Genomic DNA, 18,971 nt, shown 5'->3' with positions numbered 1-18,971 from the left:
GACATCGAAGATCAGCTGTTCGGCCGTACCCGTTGCCTTGATCCTTTGATTGGCTCGGACGTCCCCTGTCGTCCGTCCCGGGAAAGGTCTTCATGCGCACAGTGGCGCCGGTGCACCGCCGAGTCGTCCGGGCCGCCTTCGGCGTCGCGGTGATCCTGCTCTCGACGCTGACCCTGGCGCAGGCGGACGCGACCATGAGTGCCGGCGCGGCGCCGACCGTGCAGCCCGGCACCTTCTCCGGCCAGGCCTTCGACGCGTGCACGGCACCGTCCGGCACCAGCATGGCGGCATGGCGCAAAGCCTCGCCGTACCGCGGGATCGGCATCTACATCGGCGGCAACAACCGCGGCTGCACGCAGCAGAACCTCACCGCCAGCTGGGTACGCACCCAGGTAGCGGCCGGCTGGCACCTGATCCCGCTCTATGTCGGCCCGCAGGCGTCCTGCACGATCGCGACCAAGAAGAAGAACCTGATCAGCAACTCGAAGGCAGCCGCACAGGGGGCCACCGCCGCGCAGGACGCCGTGGTGCAGGCCCGCGCGCTCGGCCTGGCCGCGCAGAGCGTGCTGATCTACGACATGGAGGCGTACCGGACGGACGACGCCGCCTGCCGGAACGGCGTGCTGGCCTTCATGAGCGCCTGGACGGCCAAGCTGCACGACCTGGGCTACCTGTCCGGCTTCTACAGCAGCATGGGCTCCGGCGTGGCCGACCAGGTCGCCAACTACGCCGCCCCCGGGTACGTACGCCCCGACTACCTCGACTTCGCCCGCTGGGACACGGTCGCCACCCTGACCGACACCGGCCTGCCCGCCACCCACTGGTCACCGCGCCGCCGGATGAAGCAGTACCAGGGCGACCACAAGGAAACCTGGGGCGGCGTCACCATCAACATCGACAGCAACCTGGTCGACTTCGCCCCGCTGCCGGCGGCCAAACTGGCCGACTACAACCGCAACGGCTGGTCCGACGTCCTGGCCCGGACGTCGAGCACCGGCAACCTGTTCCTCTACCCGGGTAACGGCACCTACCCGGACGAGAAGACCCGCAAGAAGCTGGGCAGCGGCTGGGGCTCGATGAACGCGATCGAGCGGATCGGCGACCTCAACCGCGACGGCTACCCCGACGTGGTCGCCCGGGTGCGCTCCTCCGGCTACCTGTACTTCTACCCGGGCCGCAGCAACGGCACGCTCGGCTCACGCAAGCTGCTGTCGAAGAGCTTCAAGGCGATGCGCGAGATCACCGCGATCGGTGACCTGAACAAAGACGGCTACCCGGACCTGGTGGCCGCCCAGACCAGCAACCACAACCTGTACCTCTACCCGGGGGTGAAGGGCACGAAGCTGGGCACCCGCAAGCTGATCGCCGCAGGCGGCTGGGACCAGCGCAACGAACTGACCGGCGTGGGCGACTTCAACCGCGACGGCCACGCCGATCTGATGGTTCGCCAGGGCAAGGCCGGCCAGCTGTTCCTGTACCCGGGCCGTAAAGGGACGCTGGGCGCGAGGAAGCAGCTCGGGACGGGGTGGAACAACAAACGGGATCTGCTCGGGGTGGGCGACTTCGACCGGGACGGGTATACGGATCTGGTGGCGGTGCTCAAGACGCCGGGCAGCTTGATGCTCTATCGGGGGACGGGGAGCGGGCTGCGCTCGGGGCTGCAGCTTGCGACCGGCTACAAGGGACGGTCACCGCTCTTCTGAGCGGAGGAACGCGGCCGCGGCCTGCCGCAGACCGGATTCATCCAGGTCGCCCGGGTCACGCAGGCCGGGTTCGGCGCAGTATGCCTCCACGGCGTCGAAGAGGCGGCGAACCGCCAGCGCCACCTGCGGCTGGAACCGGTCGCCCTCGCCGCGGAAGACCGACAGGAAGACGGTCTCGAACTCCGGGCCTGACATCCTGCCTTCGACCAGGATCCGGCAGAGCGCCCGATACGGTTCCAGCTTCGCGACCATCTCCATCATCTCCACAGGTTTGTCGGCCGCTCCGCGGCGGTGCGACGGATGCGTCTGGTCCGGCCGGCCGAGCTCAGCCGGGAGATCACCTCGCGTTCCGGGGAGGTCTCGGCAAGACGTAGCTGGAGCCAGTCGGACCATTCCTGCTCGATGCCCTCCCCTAGCGAAGGCGCCAGCGGCCGGGTTTCCAGCACCTGCAGTTCCGCCGCCCGGCGGGCAGCGACCCGCCGCTGCGTGTCGCCGGTCAGCCTGTCGACCCACCGCTGCCGGTCGGCCTGCGGCACCACCTCGAGCTTCCGCAGCACGACGCTCAGCGCGACGTTGGGGTCCGGCTCGAGGCCGACAGCCTCCAGCAGCAGGTCGGCGCAGTCGTCAGCGTCCGCCGCCGGCGCATAGACCCGCCACCGAGCGTGCTCGTCCCGCACGTCGGTCACCGTGACACCGACCCGGGCCGCAAGGGACAGCAGCAACTCCTGCATCCGCTGGTCCAGGAACTTTCGGATGGCGCTCGCGGTGGCGGGGTTCGGCAGCGCGATGATGCTGATCGAGTCCTGCCAGGTGGTGCCGCCGATCAGCACGCCCTCATCCAGCGACAGCATCACGAACCCCGGCCGGCCCGGCGGGCCGCCGAGGACTCCGTTGTCGACGCCCGCGCCCACTACGTTCCACTGCTCCTCCAGCCTTACCCGCGCCCAGTGCGGTCTGGCCGGAACCTTCTGGTCCACGGGACCGACAGAGACGAGGAACGCGCGATCCTCGTCGAGCAGGCCGTACTCGACCGCGAGTTGCCACCAGGCTTCGTTCGCCTTGTCGACGAGACCGGGCTCGTCGAGGTCGAACGTGCGGTCGACCCTGCCGTCCTCGGACAGGCAGGCCGTCAGCATCCACGCCGCGTCGGCCGGCAGTGTCCGTAAGGGCCAGCTGAAGTCGAGCACGGCAATGCCCGCGGTCCGCAGTGACGCCGCAACGGCCTGCTCTCCAAACACCGCTGCTGCATGATCATCGATACCGCGGGCGAACTCCAGGATTCCGTCGGGGGATGTCGACGGGCGCCGGTCCCCGTCGCTCGCGGATACCGCTCGTCCTCCAGCCGCAACCGCCCTACGCTGGCCGCATGACGGAGCCTGCAAGCGGTCGGATGCCCGACCGCCCGACCCTCGACGGACTGGAAGACAAGTGGGCCACCCATTGGGAGGCCGAGGGGACCTACCGGTTCGACCGGTCGGTAGCCGAGCGGGCCAACGTGTACGCGATCGACACCCCGCCGCCGACTGTTTCCGGTGAGCTGCACATGGGGCACGTCTTCTCCTACACGCACACCGACACCGTCGCGCGGTTCCAGCGGATGCGGGGCAAGGCCGTCTTCTACCCGATGGGCTGGGACGACAACGGGCTGCCGACCGAGCGCCGGGTGCAGAACGTCTACGGCGTCTACTGCGACCCGTCGCTGCCGTACGACCCGCAGTGGCAGCCGCCCGCCGCGCCGCCCAAGCAGCCGCAGCCCGTGTCCCGGCGTAACTTCGTCGAGCTGTGCGGCCGGTTGACCGTCGAGGACGAGAAGGTCTTCGAGGCGTTGTGGCGGCGGCTCGGGCTGTCGGTCGACTGGGCGCTGACGTACACGACCATCGGCGCGCGGGCCCAGGCCGTTTCGCAGCGGGCGTTCCTCGACAACCTGGCCCGGGGCGAGGCGTACACGTCGGAGGCGCCGACGTTGTGGGACGTCGGGTTCCGTACCGCGGTCGCGCAGGCCGAGATCGAGGACCGGGAGCGGCCCGGGGCGTACCACCGGTTGCGTTTTCACGGCCCGGACGGGCCGGTCGAGGTCGACACCACCCGCCCGGAGCTGCTGCCGGCCTGCGTCGCGCTGGTCTGCCCGCCGGAGCATCCGCTGGCCGGCACCACCGTGCGCACGCCGCTGTTCGACGTCGAGGTGCCGGTGCGGGCCCATCCGCTGGCCGAGGCCGGCAAGGGCACCGGCATCGCGATGGTCTGCACCTTCGGCGACCTGACCGACGTCATCTGGTGGCGGGACCTGCAGCTGGAGACCCGGGTGGTGCTCGGCCGCGACGGCCGTTTCCTGGCCGATCGGCCGCCGGGCGTCCCGGCGGCGGCGTACGCGCAGTTCGCCGGGCTCACCGTCAACGCGGCCCGGCGGGAGATGGTCCGGCTGCTCACCGAGACCGGTGACCTGCTGGGCGAGCCGCGGCCGATCACCCATCCGGTCAAGTTCTACGAGCGGGGCGATTCGCCGCTGGAGATCGTCACCAGCCGGCAGTGGTTCATCCGCAACGGCGGGCGCGACGCTCAGCTGCGGGACGAGCTGGTGGCCCGCGGCGACGAGCTGACCTGGATCCCGCCGCACATGCGGCACCGCTACGACCACTGGGTCAACGGCCTGACCGGGGACTGGCTGGTCAGCCGGCAGCGGTTCTTCGGCGTGCCCGTGCCCATCTGGTACCGGCTCGACGACGCTGGCGAGCCGGACCACGACAAGCTTCTCATACCGGATGTTTCCGCGCTGCCGGTCGACCCTTCCTCGGAGTGTCCGCCGGGCTTCACCGAGGAGCAGCGCGACGCGCCCGGCGGCTTCACCGCCGACCCGGACGTCATGGACACCTGGGCCACCTCGTCCCTGACCCCGCAGATCGTCGGTGGCTGGGGCAGCGACGACGACCTCTTCCGGCGCGTCTTCCCGATGGACCTGCGGCCGCAGGGTCAGGAGATCATCCGGACCTGGCTGTTCTACTCGATCGTCCGCTCGCACGCCGCGCACGGCACGCTGCCGTGGCGCACCGCCGTGCTCTCCGGCTGGATCCTCGACCCCGACCGCAAGAAGATGTCCAAGTCCAAGGGCAACGTCGTGACGCCGATGGACCTGCTGGTGCAGAACGGTGCCGACGCGGTGCGCTACTGGGCTGCCAACGGGCGCCCCGGCGCCGACCTGGCGTTCGACCCGGCGCAGATCAAGGTCGGCCGGCGGCTCGCCACCAAACTGCTCAACGCGTCGAAGTTCGCCCTCGGGCTGGGTGCGGCGGACGCGCTGCGGCGGCCGGTCACCGCGGACCTGGACCGGGCGGTACTCGCCCGGCTGGCCGAGGTCGTGCAGGCGGCCACGGCGGCGTTCGACGCGTACGACCACACGACCGCGTTGCAGGTGAGCGAGGCGTTCTTCTGGACGTTCTGCGACGACTACATCGAGCTGGTCAAGGACCGGGCGTACGCCGAGGGGCCGGGCGGGGACTCGGCCCGGGCCACGCTGGCGGCCGGGCTGTCCGTGCTGCTGCGGCTGTTCGCGCCGTTCCTGCCGTACGCGACCGAGGAGATCTGGTCGTGGTGGCGCTACGGCTCGGTGCACACCTCGACGTGGCCGACGACGTACGAGCTGACCCGGGTCGCGCCGGACGGCGACGCCACCCTGCTCGACCTGGCCGGGGACGCCCTGCGTCAGGTCCGCCGGGCCAAGTCGGACCGCAAGCTGTCGATGAAGGCGGACGTGCCGCTCGCCGAGGCCCTGGGCCCGGCGGAGGTGCTGGACCGGCTCGCGCTGGTCGAGGACGACCTCAAGGCCGCGGGCCGGATCGCCAAGCTGGACCGGCTGCCCGGCCGCACGACGGAGCTGGTGATCGCCAGCGCTTTCTGAAGCTGGCACCGGGGGCGCCGCCGACACGGCAGCATAGGGGTCATGTCGATCCCGCCCGACGAGGTGGAGCCCCCGGCCGACGACGCGGTGCTCTTCCGCTCGTCGCCGTGGCGCACGTTCGCCCTGCTGGCCGGCACCCTGCTGGTCGCCTACGTCGTCGTGTCCCCGCTGGTCGCGATCGTCCTGGGTGCCCCGGACGACCCGTGGTGGTCCACGCTCGCGCAGGGCGCGGTGATCGCCGTCCTGGTCGCCGGGGCCTACTCGCTGTCCGCCCGCTCCGCGCTCAGCACCTGGGTGCGCGCCTCCTCGGGCGGGCTGGAGCTCGCCGCCCAGGGCAGCGACCCGGTGCTGCTGGCCTGGCCGGACATCGACCACGTGGTGGTACGCCGGGACGGCCTGCGCACGGTGCTGGACGTGACCCCGGTCGACCTGGACCGGGTGCACCCGGTCTCGGAGGAGGACGAGGGCTGGCCGGCGATCCGCGACGACGACGCCGATCCGCAGGGCCGGCCGGCGTTCACCGCGGACCTGACCCAGGTGTGGCCCGGCCCGCGGGCGCTGCGCCGGGAGCTGGCCCGCCGCATGCACTGAGCGTGGTCACCGTGTGCGGTGTCCACGCCCTGGGGATCAGAAGTCGCCGCCGCCGCCGAAGTCGCCGCCGCCGCCGAAGTCACTCCCGCCGAAGCCCCCGCCACCCCAGTCGCTGCCGCCACCACCGAAGTCGCTGCCGCCGCCACCGAAGTCGCCGGCCTGGATGGAGTCCCCACCGACGTCGCCGCCGCCGTCCCCGCCCACGTCACCGCCGGCCGCATCCTGGAAGCCGTCCTGGTAGCCGTCGCCGTAGCCCATGTCGCCGAAGCCCGGCGAGAGCAGCGCGTCGAAGATCAGCATGCCGCCGAGCACACCCGCGCCCGCACCCAGCGCTGTCTTCCAGACCGGCGTCGAATACCAGCCCGACGGGACCGGCCGGCCCTGCACCCGGCCGCCCGGGTAGTAGTAGGGGGTGTCCGGACCCGGCTGCGGGCCCGCCTTGTACTGGTGTCCCTGGACGCTGACCTCGCGCTCGCGGGTGAGCTGGCCGGCGCCCTGCGCACTGGTCAGCGGCGGCAGGTCGGGACCCGGGTCGATGCCCATGGCCAGCCGGGCCGCGCGCACGTACGCCAGTCCCTCCAGGGCCGACTCGCGGGCCAGCTCGAACTGGCGCACCGACCTGGCCTGCTGCAACTGCCCACCGGCGGCGTTGTAGCGCTCGCTCGCGTCGGCCAGCGCCTGCCGGGCCGCCGGGTCGTCGCCGTGCAGGTTCATCACCTGACCGCCGAGCCGCTCGTACCAGCGCTGGGCCTCGGCCCGGGCGTCCTCCAGCCGGCTCTGCTCGCGGGCCGCGCCGCTGCGCCGGGCGACCATGACGACGGCCAGGACCACGACGATGATGAGAACCAGAAGCAGCAACACCTTCATGTGTCGACGGTACCCTCGCCGATCTCGTCGTACCCCTCTGGCAAGCTCCGAGGGTGACCTTCTCGACGCTCGCAGTGGTGCTCATCTGTCTGGGGGTCGGCGCCGCACTCGGCTGGTCGGCCGCCCGGCTGCGTGCCGCCACCGACATCGCCCGGCTCGAGGCCACGCTGCAGGCCGGCAAGGACGGTGAGAGCCGGCTGGAGCAGTCCCTGCGGTCACTGTCCTACGAGGCCACGGCGCAGTCGCAGGAGGCGGTGGCCCGCGCGGTGGCGCCGCTGCACGAGACGTTGCGCCGCTACGAGCAGCGGGTGACCGAGCTGGAGCGCGACCGGGTGGACGCGTACGCCGAGTTGCGGGAGCAGGTCCGCTCGATGGGTGCGGTCTCCGGCGAGCTCCGCACCGAGACGAAACAGCTGGTCGCGGCGTTGCGCGCGCCGCAGGTCCGGGGCCGCTGGGGCGAGCACCAGCTGCGCCGCATCGTCGAGGCGGCCGGGCTGCTCGACCACTGCGACTTCAGTGAGCAGGTCACCGGGGCCACCGACCACCAGGGCGTACGCCCCGACATGCTGGTGCGGCTGCACGGTGGACGGTCGGTGGTGGTCGACGCGAAGGCGCCCTTCGACTCGTACCTGTCCGCCATGGAGGCCCGCGACGAGCGCACCCGCGACTCCCACCTCGACCAGCACGCCCGGGTGCTGCGCGGGCACGTGGACGCGCTGTCGGCCAAGGCGTACTGGACGGCGTTCGACCAGACGCCGGATTTCGTGGTGCTCTTCGTGCCGGCCGACCCGTTCCTGGACGCGGCCCTGCAGCGCGACGCCACCTTGATGGAGCACGCGTTCAGCCGCAACGTGGTGCTGGCGACCCCGGCCACCCTGGTCGCGCTGCTGCGCACGGTGGCCTACTCATGGCGGCAGGAGGCGCTGGCCCGCAACGCGCTGGAGGTGCACAGCCTGGCCCGCGAGCTCTACGGCCGGCTCGCCACTCTCGGCGACCACGTGGGCAAGCTGGGCAGCTCGCTCAGCGGCGCCGTGACCGCCTACAACCGCGCGGTCGGGTCGCTGGAGTCCCGGGTGCTGGTCAGCGCGCGCAAGCTGGCCGAGATGGGCGTCTCGGACGAGGAGCTGGCCGTGCCGGCGCAGGTCGAGCTGACCCCGCGCCAGCCGCAGGCCCCCGAGCTACTCGACGACAGCCGTGGCCTTTTTTAGCGCGGCCGCCGCCTTCATGTCGCGGCGCAGCTCCTGCGGCAGTGAGAAGGTCAGCCGCTCCTCGGCGGTGGTGAATTCGGTGACCTCGCCGAAGCCCCGGTCGGCCAGGTGCGCGAGCACCTCCATGACCAGGTCGTCGGGCACGCTGGCGCCCGAGCTGACCCCGACGGTGGTCGCGCCGGCCAGCCACTCGTCCTGGATCTCGGCGGCGTAGTCGACCAGGTGGCCGGCCCGCGCGCCGGCACCGAGCGCCACCTCGACCAGGCGCACCGAGTTCGACGAGTTGGTCGAGCCGACCACGATCACCACGTCGCACTCCGGGGCGATCTCCTTGATCACGTGCTGGCGGTTCGACGTGGCGTAGCAGATGTCGTCGCTGGGCGGCGACTGCAGCAGCGGCAGCCGGGTCTTGAGCCGGGCGACGGTCTCCATCGTCTCGTCCACCGACAGCGTGGTCTGGGAGAGCCAGACGACCTTGGCCGGGTCGCGGACCACGACGTTCTCCACGTCGTCCGGCCCGTCGACGAGCTGGATGTGCGCCGGGGCCTCGCCCGCGGTGCCGATGACCTCTTCGTGCCCCTCGTGCCCGATGAGCAGGATGTCGTAGTCGTCGGCGGCGAACCGCTTGGCCTCGTGGTGCACCTTGGTGACCAGCGGGCAGGTCGCGTCGATCGCCTTGAGGTTGCGCTCGCGGGCCTGCTCGTGCACCTCCGGCGCGACGCCGTGGGCGGAGAAGACGACGGTCGACCCCTCGGGGACCTCCTCGTTCTCCTCCACGAAGATCGCACCGCGGCTCTCCAGCGTGGTGACGACGTGCTTGTTGTGCACGATCTGCTTGCGCACGTAGACCGGGGCGCCGTAGAGCTTGAGCGCCTCCTCCACGGTCTGCACGGCGCGGTCGACACCGGCGCAGTAACCCCGCGGCTTGGCGAGGAGCACGCGCTTGCGTCCTGGGCTGATCGGGTCGGCAGTCACCCGGCCATGGTACGTGCCCCCGGCCGCCATCAGCAGGCGTGCGACGGGCGCCACAGCCCGGCGACCGGCCCGGCCCGCGCCGCCACGGCCTGAGCCAGGGTTGATCACGCGCCCGCGCGGCATACTCGTGCGGTGGATGCGACAAGCAAGACGATGCGGGACCGGGCCGGTGCCGCCGTACGGGGCGTGCTCGGCGCGGTGAGCCTCGTCGGCGGCCTGACCTGGATCCTGCTCAACCTGGGCGCGCCGAGGCCGGTGACCGACATGATCGTCGGCGTGGTGCTGGCGATCGGCGGCCTGGTGCTGCTCATGCCGCACCGCGTGACCCTGCCCGGCCGGACCACCGCGGCGGCGACGATCGGGGCCGCGGTGGCGGGCACCCTCGGTGGCTGCCTCGCCGAGAGCACCCAGCTCGGCGGCATGTACGTGTACCTGGCCAGCCGGGGCTGGCCGTCCGCCTGGCTCGCCCGGGCCGGCTCGGGCGGCGACCCGGCGACCGCCCGGCAGGTGGCCGAGCAGTCGCGCTGGCAGCTCGACGCGGTCAACCTCGCCGCGAACGTGTACTTCTGGGCGTTCGTGGGGCTGCTGCTGGTGACCGCCGCCGGGCTGATCCGCCGCGACGCGCGGACTTCGGAGCCCGCCCTCACCGGCCGTTTCGGCACGTAGCCCGGTCGCCGGGCGCGATACTCGGGCGATGAGCGCCGTGGGCAACGCCGGTGCACCCACCGGGGCGCCCGGCCTGTGGGGCTCATTCGGCGGTGGTCTACGGCTGCTGGTCGGCTGGTTCAGCGTGGCCATCGCGATCCTGAACGTGCTGGTCGACCTGGACCACGCGCCGGACCGGGCGTACCTGCTCTTCCACGCCATGCTGCTGGTCGGCGGGTCACTGCTGATCTCGCTCGGCCGGAGCGCCGCCGGCACCGGACCGGCGGGCTGCTCGGCCGGCGCGGCACTCCTGGTCGGCGGGATGCTGTTCAGCGCGCTGCCGGTCATCGACGCGGTGTGCTGCATGACCACCTTCTCGGTACGCCACGGCTACCCGTTCACCTTCCTGGCCCGCAACGACGGCGGCGGCTGGCACGTCGACGGTCAGCACCTGCTGGCCGATCTGCTGTTCTGGGCGTACGCGGGCCTCGTCCTGCTGGTCCTGCTGGCGCTGGCGCGCCGCGCCACCCGGCACCGCGCCGGGGGGTGAACCGCCCGTAGGCTGGCCCGGTGAGTCAGCCCGAGCAGCCCGCGAAGTCGAGCGCCGAGGAGCCCTGGCCGGTCCGGGTGGTCAGCCAGAAGATCGGCGCCTGGGTCGCCAAGCTGGGCTGGGTGTGGGTCGACGGCCAGGTCGCGCAGATCAGCCGCCGCCCCGGCGCCAGCGTGGTGTTCCTGACCCTGCGGGACCCGTCGGCCGACCTGAGCCTGACCGTCACCGCCCACCGCGACGTGCTCGACGCCGGTGCGCCCGAGCTGGCCGAGGGTGCCCGGGTCACGCTGCACGCCAAGCCCGAGTTCTATCCGGCCCGGGGCTCGCTGAGCCTGCGCGCCGACGAGATCCGCCAGGTCGGCCTGGGCGAGCTGCTCGCCCGGCTGGAACGGCTGAAGAAGCTGCTCGGCGCCGAGGGCCTGTTCGCCCGGGAGCGCAAGCGCCGGCTGCCGTTCCTGCCGCAGCGGGTCGGCCTGATCACCGGGCGGGCCTCCGCGGCGGAACGCGACGTGCTGATGAACACCCGCCGGCGCTGGCCGTCCGTGGACTTCCGGGTGATCAACGTGCCGGTCCAGGGGCCGACCGCGGTGCCGCAGATCATCGACGCGCTCAAGGTGCTGGACAACGACGACACGGTCGACGTGATCGTGCTGGCCCGCGGCGGAGGCAGCGTCGAGGACCTGCTGCCCTTCTCCGACGAGGCGCTGTGCCGGGCGGTGTTCGGGTGCCGTACGCCGGTGGTCAGCGCGATCGGTCATGAGACGGACGCGCCGCTGATCGACTATGTCGCCGACGTGCGCGCGTCCACCCCGACCGACGCGGCCAAGCGGATCGTGCCGGACCTGGGCGAGGAGACGGCGCTGATCGAGCAGGCCCGCCGCCGTCTCGACCGCGCGGTGATCACGCTGGTCGACCGGGAGACGCACCGGCTGGAGGCCTGGCGGTCACGGCCGGTGCTGGCCCGCCCCGAGGTCCTGGTGGACCAGCGGGCCGCGGACGTGACCGGCCTGCGGGACCGGGCCACGCGCAGCCTGGACCAGCGGCTGCGCCGCGCCGACGACGACCTGCGGCACACCCTGGCCCGGCTGCGGGCACTGTCACCGCGGGCGACCCTGGAACGCGGGTACGCGATCGTGCAACGGGCCGACGGCCATGTGGTCCGCGCGGCCGGCGAGGTGGGGACGGGAGACGTTCTCCGGGTACGGCTGGCCGACGGCGAGCTTCGAGCGGGAGTGCAGGAATGACGGACGAGAAACTCACCTACGAGCAGGCCCGGACCGAGCTGGCGACAGTGGTGGAACGGCTGGAGCAGGGCGGCAGCTCGCTCGAGGAGTCACTGGCGCTGTGGGAGCGCGGCGAGAAGCTGGCGGACGTCTGCCAGCGGTGGCTCGACGGCGCCCGCGAGCGGATCGAGGCCGCCCGGGCCGCCCGCACCGACAGGTGACGGTCAGCGCAGCGACGAGGCGAAGCGCTCCAGGCTCTTCGACTCCGCCTGGCCGACCACGATGATCGTGCGGCCCTTCTCCAGCAGGAGCAACGCGTTCTCGCCCTTGCGGGCCTCGTAGCGCTGCCAGGTGCGGGCCCCGTCGCTGTAGGTGCTGACCCCCTTGGGGTTCGCGCCCAGCTCGACCGGGAGCAGCTTCTCCGTCGGCACGCTGCTCTCGACGAGCAGGAGCGGGTCGTCGTCCGGGTCGACGTAGCCCAGCCGCAGCGTGGCGCCGTCGGTGTCGCGCTTGAAGGTCGCGCTCACCGTGTGCCAGTCGTCGCCCAGCCCCTGCGGCACGGCCACCGGGAAGACGGCGGCGCTGCGGGCCTGCTGGATCGTCGACTCGGCGTTCTCGATGCTGACCGGCTTGTCCCCGTCCAGCACGACCCGGTAGAAGAGCAGCAGCAGCACGATCGGCACCAGCAGGACGGCGAGCGACAGCGCCATGTCGCGCGGGGAACGGCCACCACGCTTGCCGACGGTCACGGGGTCGGCGGCTGCTTCGGGCACGGGTGCTGCGTCAGGGGTCGCCACCTCACCATTGTTAACCATGTCGCGGACACGGGACTTGGCGCATATCCGCGTGTGAGGATCTGTGCACCACACCCGCACCGTCGCGAGGAGGCCCCCATGCCCGTAGCGCAGAACCCGCAGGATCTCGACCGCAACATCGCCCTCGATCTGGTCCGCGTCACCGAGGCCGCCGCCATGGCGGCCGGCCGCTGGGTCGGCCGGGGCGACAAGGAGGGCGGCGACGGCGCCGCCGTCGACGCCATGCGCAAGCTGATCAACTCGATCCAGATGCGGGGCGTCGTCGTGATCGGCGAGGGCGAGAAGGACAACGCCCCCATGCTGTTCAACGGCGAGGAGGTCGGTGACGGCACCGGGCCGGAGGTGGACGTGGCGGTCGACCCGGTCGACGGCACGACGCTGATGAGCAAGGGGATGCCGGGTGCGGTCGCGGTGCTGGCCGTCGCCGAGCGGGGCGCGATGTTCGACCCGAGCGCCGTGTTCTACATGGAGAAGATCGCCGTCGGGCCGGACTGCGCCGACGTCATCGACATCAACGCGGGCGCGACCGAGAATCTGCGCCGCATCGCCAAGGCGAAGCGTTCCAGCGTCTCCGACGTGACCGTCTGCATCCTGGACCGGCCGCGGCACCAGAAGCTGGTCGAGGAGGTCCGCGCGGCCGGCGCGAACATCAAGTTCATCTCCGACGGCGACATCGCCGGCGCCATCTCGGCGGCCCGCACCGAGTCCGACGTCGACGTGCTGATGGGTATCGGCGGCACCCCCGAGGGCATCACGGCGGCGTGCGCGCTGAAGTGTCTCGGCGGCGAGATCCAGGCCAAGCTATGGCCGCTCGACGACTCCGAGCGGGAGAAGGCCCGGGCCGGCGGGCACGACCTGGACCGGGTGCTGACCACCGACGACCTGGTCACCGGCGACAACTGCTTCTTCGTGGCCACCGGCGTGACCAGCGGCGACCTGCTCAAGGGCGTGCGCTACCGGTCCGGCGGCGCGCACACCCAGTCGATCGTGATGCGTTCCAAGAGCGGCACGATCCGGGTCATCGACTCGTACCACCGGCTGGAGAAACTGGCGCTGTACTCGGCGGTGGACTTCGACGGGCATCTGCCGACGGTGCGCGAGTGACCCAGACCTCGGCTGCCCCGCCCGCGGTCTCGACCGCGCGCCGGGCCGGCGGGGCGGGTCTCGCGATGGTCGCGGGGATCGCCCTGGCCGTGCAGTCGAGGATCAACGGCGAGCTGGCGGTGCGCCTGGCCGACCCGATCGGCGCCGCGACCATCTCGTTCGGGTCCGGCCTGCTGGTGCTGGCGGTCCTCGTGCCGTTGCTGCCGGCCGGCCGGGCCGGGCTCGGCCACCTGCGCGCCGCCCTGCGCGAGGGACGCATCCGGCCCTGGCAGTGCGTGGGCGGGATGTGCGGCGGTTTCCTGGTCGCCACCCAGGGCCTGACCGTCCCGACGCTCGGCGTGGCTGTCTTCATCGTGGCCCTGGTCGCCGGCCAGTCGTCGAGCAGCCTGCTGGTGGACCGGGCGGGTGCCGGGCCGGCCGGTCCGCAGCCGGTGACCACCCCGCGGCTGGCCGGGGCGGTGCTGACCGTCTGCGCGGTGCTGCTGGCGGTCGGCGACCGGATCGGGCACCCCAGCACCCTGGCGCTGGCGGTGCTGCCGCTGGTGGCGGGCCTGGGCATCGCCTGGCAGCAGGCCGTGAACGGCCACGTCCGGGCCGTCTCCGGCAGCGCGCTGGTCGCGGGCCTGGTCAACTTCGTCATGGGTACGGCGGTGCTGGTGATCGCCTTCGCGGTGTCGGTGGCCGTGCGCGGCTTCCCCACCGACGTGCCCCGCGGCCCGTGGTGGCTCTACGCCGGGGGCACGATCGGCATCGTCTTCATCGCGCTGGGCGCTGCCGTGGTCCGCTATACCGGCGTGCTGCTGCTCGGCCTGGGCATGATCGCCGGCCAGGTCACCGGCGCGCTGCTGGTGGACGAAGTGGTCCCGGGGGACGCCGGCCGCCCGGGATGGAACACGATGCTCGGCGCGGCTCTGACCCTGACCGCGGTCGCCGTGGCAGTCCTGCCGTCCCGCCGCAGCCGAGCCTGATCAGCCCGCCCGGCGCGGCTCAGATGTCGGTGAGGGTTGGGCTGCCCGGGTCGTAGAGGGCCGGCGCGGGCCGCGGGCGCCGCCGGCGGAAGATGATCGCCGCGACCACGCCGCCGAGCAGGCCGAGCAGGTGGCCCTGCCAGGAGATCGGCTGGTCGGTCGGAAGCACGTTGTAGAGCTGGTACCAGTACAGCAGCCCGATGAACGCGGCCACGCCCAGATTCCACCAGCTGCGTTCGACGAAGCCGCGGGCCACCAGCAGGCCCAGGTAGCCGAAGACGACGCCGCTGGCGCCGACCACCACGCTGGTCGGGTCGCCGATGATCCATACGCCGAAGCCGCTGACCAGCACGATCACCAGGGTCGACCAGAGGAAGCGGCGGGTGCCGCCGGCCAGGGCGAAGGTGCCGACCAGGATCAGCGGGATGCTGTTGCCGTACAGGTGGTCCCAGCCGGCGTGCAGGAACGGGCTGAAGATGATGCCGTCCAGGCCGTCGATGCGGCGCGGGATGATGCCGCCCGCCACGTCGAGCCGGCCGGCGCCGAGGCCCACGTCGATCGCCTCGATCAGGAACAGCACCGGGATGACCGCGCACATCGCCACGAAGGCACGGCCGATGGAGGCGAAGAACGCCTCCGTGCCGAATCGCGCCGCCTGGTCCTCGCGCTCGCCGGGGTAGCTCATCCCCCGATGGTTGCCGATGGGCGCCAGCGACGCCAACCCGGTGTGGCGGATCGGACGCGCTCAGCTCAGCTTGCGGGTCGCCGCCTGGATGGCGTCGTGGAACTTCGACACCTGCGTGTAGACGCCGGGGTAGTTCCGCCGGGCACAGCCGAGACCGAAGCTGACGATGCCGGCCTGCACCCAGCGGCGGTCGGCGCGCTGGTGGATCATCGGCCCGCCGGAGTCGCCCTGGCAGGTGTCGACCCCTTTGCCGGCGGCGCAGATCGCCTCGTCCTGGACGAGTTCGACCCCGACCTTGCGGTACGCCTTGGCGCACTGCTTGTCGCCGACCGGGGAGACGGTGGCGTAGCGCAGCTTGTGCTGCTGGCGCATCGACGCCTCGCTGGTCTGGCCCCAGCCGAGGATGGTCATCGGGCCGGTCTCGTCGGGGCCGCCGCGGCCGAGCTCCAGCACCGGGAGGTCGAGCTTGCGGTCCAGCTTGACCAGCGCCCAGTCGTCCCCGCGGGTCTCGTCGCGGAAGCCGTCGGCCCGTACGACGGCGACCGAGCGGGCGTTGATAGCCGCGCCGGACTTGAGGTCGGTGGTCCCGGCGATCACGCCGATGGTGTCGTCCTTGCCGGAGCCGGTGACGCAATGACCGGCCGTGAGCACCACGCCGGGCGCGGTGAGCACGCCGCCGCAGCCCATCGAGAGTCGCACCATCCACGGGAACCGGCCGGTGGGGGCCAGGTTGCCGCCGACGACCTCGCGGACCGGCTCGCTGTGGTCGGCGGCCCGGGCCGCCGTGTGGCTGCCGGACAGCACGAGGGCGAGCACCCCGACCATGAACCCCGACGCGACTTTCCGGACCATCTGGTCATTTGATCACAGCCGGTGACGGCAAAAGGGGTACGCGCCGAAGCGCGTACCCCTTTTGTCACGCTGGGATCAGTACCAGCCCGTGTTCTGCGAGTGCGACCACGCGTTGCACGGGGTGTTGTAGCGGCCCTCGATGTAACCGAGGCCCCACTTGATCTGGGTGGCCGGGTTGGTCTTCCAGTCCGACCCTTCCGAGCCCATCTTCGAGCCGGGCAGCGCCTGCGGGATGCCGTACGCGCCCGAGCTGGGGTTCGAGGCCTTGTGGTTCCAGCCGCTTTCTTTCTTCCACAGCTTGTCCAGGCACGGGAACTGATCGATCTTGAAGCCCGCGTTGAGCATCAGGGCGCAGCCGGTGGCCCGGTTGCCGCTGTACTCGTCGCAGGAGGAAGGGATGTCGCCGGTGTAGGGCACCGTGCCGCCGGAGCTGGAGCTGGACGACGACTCGGCCTTCTTGGCGTCCGCCGCCTTCTTCTCCGCCGCCTTCTTCTCGATCAACTTCTTCTCGGCCGTGCGGGCCTTCGCGGCAGCCGCCTTGGCCTCCGTGGCCGCCTTCGTGGCTGCCTCGTCCTCGGCCTTCCGCTGGTAGGCGCGAGCCGCCGCGTGCTGGCCGTGCCGCTCCTTCAGGAGCTGCATCTCGGCCACATCGACCTGGGCGACGACGCTGGCCTGGGGGGCGCCCTGCGCCTGGACTTCCTGGTCCTTGCCGAGGTAGACCCCGCCGATCACGCCTGCCACGAGCAGGCCCACCGAGGCCACACGGATTCCGACCCGGCTCCAGAGCCGATTCACGAAGTATCCCTTCGTCGGGGGCAATGACGCGGCCGGAATTCACCGGGACGAATCCCGGCGACGCTTCCCGCCGCGAGCATCGACGACCCCTCGGGCCGTGCGACCCGGCGACTTCCGCCGGTCACGGTGACCCGCCAGATCGATCTCCGATCGGCCGGGGCACGCGAGTGATGCTCGCCAGCCACCATGGCGCACGGTGAAGTGGATGTGAAATGGCGACGCGCACCTGTGAAATGAATCACAGGACGTTTACGCGTTATTCCGGGCAAAAGCCCGCCATTTTCAGCACTTTCGAGGTAGCCAATTCCTCACTAAATGTAATTGCCCTCATTCGCAGCGTGAGGCGGGAACCCCTCGGATTCCCGCCTCGGCCGACTGCGGAGCGTTACTGCGGAATGTCCTCGAGCAGATCGGTGACGACCTCGGCGATCGGCGAGCGCTCGGACCTCGTGAGGGTGACATGGGCGAAGATGGGATGACCCTTCAGCGCCTCGATCACCGCCGTGACGCCGTCGTGCCGGCCCACCCGCAGGTTGTCGCGCTGGGCGACGTCGTGGGTCAGGACCACCCGGGAGCCCTGCCCGATCCTGGACAGCACCGTGAGCAGCACGTTGCGTTCCAGCGACTGGGCCTCGTCCACGATCACGAAGGAGTCGTGCAGGCTGCGGCCGCGGATGTGGGTCAGCGGCAGCACCTCGAGCAGCCCGCGGGCCATGACCTCCTCCATCACGTTGCCGTGCACCACCGCCCCGAGGGTGTCGAAGACCGCCTGGGCCCAGGGCGACATCTTCTCCGACTCGCTGCCGGGCAGATAGCCGAGCTCCTGGCCGCCCACGGCGTACAGCGGGCGGAAGACGACGACCTTCTTGTGACGGTTGCGCTCCATCGTCGCCTCGAGGCCCGCGCACAGCGCCAGGGCCGACTTGCCCGTGCCGGCCCGGCCGCCCAGCGAGACGATCCCGATCGACTCGTCGAGCAGCAGGTCCAGGGCGATCCGCTGCTCCGCCGAGCGGCCGCGCAGCCCGAACGCCTCCCGGTCACCGCGGACCAGCCGTACGGTCTTGTCCGGATTGACCCGGCCCAGCGCCGAACCACGGGCGGAGTGGATCACCAGGCCGGTGTGGCACGGCAGGGCCTCGGCCTCCTCGAGTTCGAGCTCCTCACCCGCGTACAGCTGGGCGACCTGGTCCTCGCTCAGTTTGAGGTCGGACATGCCCACCCAGGTCGGGTCGCTGGCCTGGCCGTGCCGGTACTCGTCGGCCGTCAGGCCGACCGACGCGGCCTTGACCCGCAGCGGCATGTCCTTGCTGACCAGCGTGACGTCGCGGCCCTCGGCGGCCAGCCCGAGCGCCACCGACAGGATCCGGGTGTCGTTCGAGTCGTTGCGGAAGCCCTGCGGCAGCACGCTCTGGTCGGCGTGGTTGAGCTCGACCCGCAGCGTGCCACCGGCGTCGTTGCAGAGCACGGGCTGGTCCAGGCGGCCGAACTTGATCCGCAGCTCGTCGAGCATGCGCAGCGACTGCCGGGCGAACCAGCCGAGCTCCGGATGGTGGCGCTTGCCCTCCAGTTCGGAGATCACCACGAGCGGAATGATCACCTCGTGGTCGGTGAACCGGCGGAACGCCGCCGGGTCGGACAGCAGGACCGAGGTGTCCAGCACGAATACCCGGCCGGCTGGGGCGGGCTCCGCGTCGGCGTGCCGATCGCGGGACGACCTGCGTCCCGTGCCGGTACGGCTGCTGGAGACGGTGGCGGCCGGGTCTTGCGAAGCCCCGGCGTCAGTACGGCGAGATGTCACAGGCCTGCTCCAGCGGGCGTGCAACCCGGTCCGCCCGCGGTCCGCCACGTCCGGCGCCCGTGCCTGGCACGGAGCCGGGATGCGGGGCCCCGTGGCGCTCTTGTCGCAGGTCCGGGCCGACCGGTTGGCCCGGGATGACCCCGTGCCATGACAAGAACGCTAGCGGTCAACCGCCACTGGCGGTAGTACCCGCGTGATCCGCCAATTCGGGGCGTCACGCCGACGTGCGCCGGGCCGCCCGGCGGGTAGGCTGGGACTCGTGCCTGAGTCCGAGCCGCACCCTGAGTTTGAACAGCACCT

General features: G+C 71.6%; 19 protein-coding genes. 10 read left to right on the top strand and 9 right to left on the bottom strand.

The features are described 5' to 3' along the window. Nucleotides 1–110: 110 nt before the first annotated feature. Nucleotides 111–1,703: a glycoside hydrolase domain-containing protein gene (locus tag ACWEOZ_RS07530; RefSeq protein ID WP_451909896.1), complete on the top strand. Its 1,593-nt coding sequence runs from the start codon at nucleotides 111–113 to the stop codon at nucleotides 1,701–1,703. Here ACWEOZ_RS07530 and ACWEOZ_RS07525 read toward each other — a convergent pair. Both ACWEOZ_RS07525 and ACWEOZ_RS07520 read right to left on the bottom strand, forming a co-directional pair. Next, the gene (locus tag ACWEOZ_RS07525; protein ID WP_451909895.1) at nucleotides 1,689–1,955 is read right to left on the bottom strand and encodes a colicin immunity domain-containing protein; all 267 of its coding nucleotides are present in this window, start codon (nucleotides 1,953–1,955) and stop codon (nucleotides 1,689–1,691) included. The genes ACWEOZ_RS07530 and ACWEOZ_RS07525 overlap by 15 nt on opposite strands. Before the next feature lie 5 nt (nucleotides 1,956–1,960). Beyond that, nucleotides 1,961–2,941 (bottom strand): hypothetical protein, encoded by a 981-nt coding sequence (locus ACWEOZ_RS07520; RefSeq protein ID WP_451909894.1) that lies wholly within the window; start codon nucleotides 2,939–2,941, stop codon nucleotides 1,961–1,963. A 128-nt stretch (nucleotides 2,942–3,069) separates the two neighbouring features. Here ACWEOZ_RS07520 and valS point away from each other — a divergent pair, with 128 nt between their 5' ends. After that, nucleotides 3,070–5,595: a valine--tRNA ligase gene (valS, locus tag ACWEOZ_RS07515; RefSeq protein WP_451909893.1), complete on the top strand. Its 2,526-nt coding sequence runs from the start codon at nucleotides 3,070–3,072 to the stop codon at nucleotides 5,593–5,595. A gap of 42 nt (nucleotides 5,596–5,637) precedes the next feature. Further along, nucleotides 5,638–6,186 (top strand): hypothetical protein, encoded by a 549-nt coding sequence (locus ACWEOZ_RS07510; RefSeq protein ID WP_451909892.1) that lies wholly within the window; start codon nucleotides 5,638–5,640, stop codon nucleotides 6,184–6,186. Between the two features lie 36 nt (nucleotides 6,187–6,222). Here ACWEOZ_RS07510 and ACWEOZ_RS07505 read toward each other — a convergent pair whose 3' ends face one another. Further along, nucleotides 6,223–7,053, bottom strand: coding sequence for a hypothetical protein (locus ACWEOZ_RS07505; RefSeq protein ID WP_451909891.1), 831 nt, complete (start codon nucleotides 7,051–7,053; stop codon nucleotides 6,223–6,225). A 53-nt stretch (nucleotides 7,054–7,106) separates the two neighbouring features. Here ACWEOZ_RS07505 and ACWEOZ_RS07500 point away from each other — a divergent pair, with 53 nt between their 5' ends. After that, complete coding sequence (locus tag ACWEOZ_RS07500; RefSeq protein WP_451909890.1) at nucleotides 7,107–8,261, top strand: DNA recombination protein RmuC; 1,155 nt, start codon at nucleotides 7,107–7,109, stop codon at nucleotides 8,259–8,261. Here the strand turns inward: ACWEOZ_RS07500 and ACWEOZ_RS07495 are convergent. After that, a complete protein-coding gene (locus ACWEOZ_RS07495; RefSeq protein ID WP_360547050.1) occupies nucleotides 8,232–9,266 on the bottom strand; it encodes a 4-hydroxy-3-methylbut-2-enyl diphosphate reductase in 1,035 nt (344 codons plus the stop codon). The genes ACWEOZ_RS07500 and ACWEOZ_RS07495 overlap by 30 nt on opposite strands. A 102-nt stretch (nucleotides 9,267–9,368) precedes the next feature. Here ACWEOZ_RS07495 and ACWEOZ_RS07490 point away from each other — a divergent pair, with 102 nt between their 5' ends. From ACWEOZ_RS07490 to ACWEOZ_RS07475, 4 genes are read left to right on the top strand one after another with little or no spacing between them, the layout of a single operon-like run. Then, nucleotides 9,369–9,902 carry a hypothetical protein gene (locus ACWEOZ_RS07490; RefSeq protein ID WP_451909889.1) on the top strand — a complete coding sequence of 178 codons (534 nt, stop codon included), beginning with the start codon at nucleotides 9,369–9,371 and terminating at the stop codon, nucleotides 9,900–9,902. 28 nt (nucleotides 9,903–9,930) lie between these two features. After that, nucleotides 9,931–10,431, top strand: a complete 501-nt coding sequence (locus ACWEOZ_RS07485; protein ID WP_451909888.1) for a hypothetical protein — start codon at nucleotides 9,931–9,933, stop codon at nucleotides 10,429–10,431. A 20-nt stretch (nucleotides 10,432–10,451) separates the two neighbouring features. Beyond that, entirely contained in the window at nucleotides 10,452–11,675 is a 1,224-nt protein-coding gene (gene xseA, locus ACWEOZ_RS07480; RefSeq protein ID WP_451909887.1) for an exodeoxyribonuclease VII large subunit, read from the top strand. Continuing rightward, nucleotides 11,672–11,875, top strand: a complete 204-nt coding sequence (locus tag ACWEOZ_RS07475; protein ID WP_451909886.1) for an exodeoxyribonuclease VII small subunit — start codon at nucleotides 11,672–11,674, stop codon at nucleotides 11,873–11,875. The genes xseA and ACWEOZ_RS07475 overlap by 4 nt, the downstream gene beginning before the upstream one ends. A gap of 3 nt (nucleotides 11,876–11,878) precedes the next feature. Here ACWEOZ_RS07475 and ACWEOZ_RS07470 read toward each other — a convergent pair whose 3' ends face one another. After that, nucleotides 11,879–12,451 carry a DUF4245 domain-containing protein gene (locus ACWEOZ_RS07470; protein ID WP_451909885.1) on the bottom strand — a complete coding sequence of 191 codons (573 nt, stop codon included), beginning with the start codon at nucleotides 12,449–12,451 and terminating at the stop codon, nucleotides 11,879–11,881. Nucleotides 12,452–12,547: 96 nt separating this feature from the next. Between ACWEOZ_RS07470 and glpX the strand changes: the two genes are divergently transcribed. After that, nucleotides 12,548–13,573 (top strand): class II fructose-bisphosphatase, encoded by a 1,026-nt coding sequence (gene glpX, locus ACWEOZ_RS07465; protein ID WP_451909884.1) that lies wholly within the window; start codon nucleotides 12,548–12,550, stop codon nucleotides 13,571–13,573. A 65-nt stretch (nucleotides 13,574–13,638) separates the two neighbouring features. Further along, nucleotides 13,639–14,541, top strand: coding sequence for a DMT family transporter (locus ACWEOZ_RS07460; RefSeq protein ID WP_451909961.1), 903 nt, complete (start codon nucleotides 13,639–13,641; stop codon nucleotides 14,539–14,541). A gap of 19 nt (nucleotides 14,542–14,560) precedes the next feature. On the opposite strand, the gene ACWEOZ_RS07455 is transcribed toward ACWEOZ_RS07460, so the two are convergent. The 4 genes from ACWEOZ_RS07455 to ACWEOZ_RS07440 form a co-directional block, all read right to left on the bottom strand. Continuing rightward, nucleotides 14,561–15,226 carry a rhomboid family intramembrane serine protease gene (locus ACWEOZ_RS07455; protein WP_451909883.1) on the bottom strand — a complete coding sequence of 222 codons (666 nt, stop codon included), beginning with the start codon at nucleotides 15,224–15,226 and terminating at the stop codon, nucleotides 14,561–14,563. Nucleotides 15,227–15,286: 60 nt separating this feature from the next. Beyond that, entirely contained in the window at nucleotides 15,287–16,078 is a 792-nt protein-coding gene (locus ACWEOZ_RS07450; protein WP_451909882.1) for a S1 family serine peptidase, read from the bottom strand. Nucleotides 16,079–16,153: 75 nt separating this feature from the next. Next, complete coding sequence (locus ACWEOZ_RS07445) at nucleotides 16,154–16,873, bottom strand: aggregation-promoting factor C-terminal-like domain-containing protein (protein WP_451909881.1); 720 nt, start codon at nucleotides 16,871–16,873, stop codon at nucleotides 16,154–16,156. A gap of 385 nt (nucleotides 16,874–17,258) precedes the next feature. After that, nucleotides 17,259–18,671, bottom strand: coding sequence for a PhoH family protein (locus tag ACWEOZ_RS07440; RefSeq protein WP_451909880.1), 1,413 nt, complete (start codon nucleotides 18,669–18,671; stop codon nucleotides 17,259–17,261). Nucleotides 18,672–18,971: the final 300 nt, after the last annotated feature.

The sequence above is a fragment of the Actinoplanes sp. NPDC004185 genome (genome assembly GCF_053603475.1).
The sequence above is the reverse complement of the archived record's forward strand: the minus strand, read 5'-3'. Positions and strand labels throughout refer to the sequence as shown.

Excerpts from the sequence above, each read along its gene's own strand:
- ACWEOZ_RS07525 (WP_451909895.1), bottom strand. The coding sequence starts at position 1,955 with ATGGTCGCGAAGCTGGAACCGTATCGGGCGCTCTGCCGGATCCTGGTC.
- valS (WP_451909893.1), top strand. The coding sequence starts at position 3,070 with ATGACGGAGCCTGCAAGCGGTCGGATGCCCGACCGCCCGACCCTCGAC.
- ACWEOZ_RS07510 (WP_451909892.1), top strand. The coding sequence starts at position 5,638 with ATGTCGATCCCGCCCGACGAGGTGGAGCCCCCGGCCGACGACGCGGTG.
- ACWEOZ_RS07505 (WP_451909891.1), bottom strand. The coding sequence starts at position 7,053 with ATGAAGGTGTTGCTGCTTCTGGTTCTCATCATCGTCGTGGTCCTGGCC.
- ACWEOZ_RS07495 (WP_360547050.1), bottom strand. The coding sequence starts at position 9,266 with ATGGCGGCCGGGGGCACGTACCATGGCCGGGTGACTGCCGACCCGATC.
- ACWEOZ_RS07485 (WP_451909888.1), top strand. The coding sequence starts at position 9,931 with ATGAGCGCCGTGGGCAACGCCGGTGCACCCACCGGGGCGCCCGGCCTG.
- ACWEOZ_RS07475 (WP_451909886.1), top strand. The coding sequence starts at position 11,672 with ATGACGGACGAGAAACTCACCTACGAGCAGGCCCGGACCGAGCTGGCG.
- glpX (WP_451909884.1), top strand. The coding sequence starts at position 12,548 with ATGCCCGTAGCGCAGAACCCGCAGGATCTCGACCGCAACATCGCCCTC.
- ACWEOZ_RS07460 (WP_451909961.1), top strand. The coding sequence starts at position 13,639 with ATGGTCGCGGGGATCGCCCTGGCCGTGCAGTCGAGGATCAACGGCGAG.
- ACWEOZ_RS07455 (WP_451909883.1), bottom strand. The coding sequence starts at position 15,226 with ATGAGCTACCCCGGCGAGCGCGAGGACCAGGCGGCGCGATTCGGCACG.
- ACWEOZ_RS07450 (WP_451909882.1), bottom strand. The coding sequence starts at position 16,078 with ATGGTCCGGAAAGTCGCGTCGGGGTTCATGGTCGGGGTGCTCGCCCTC.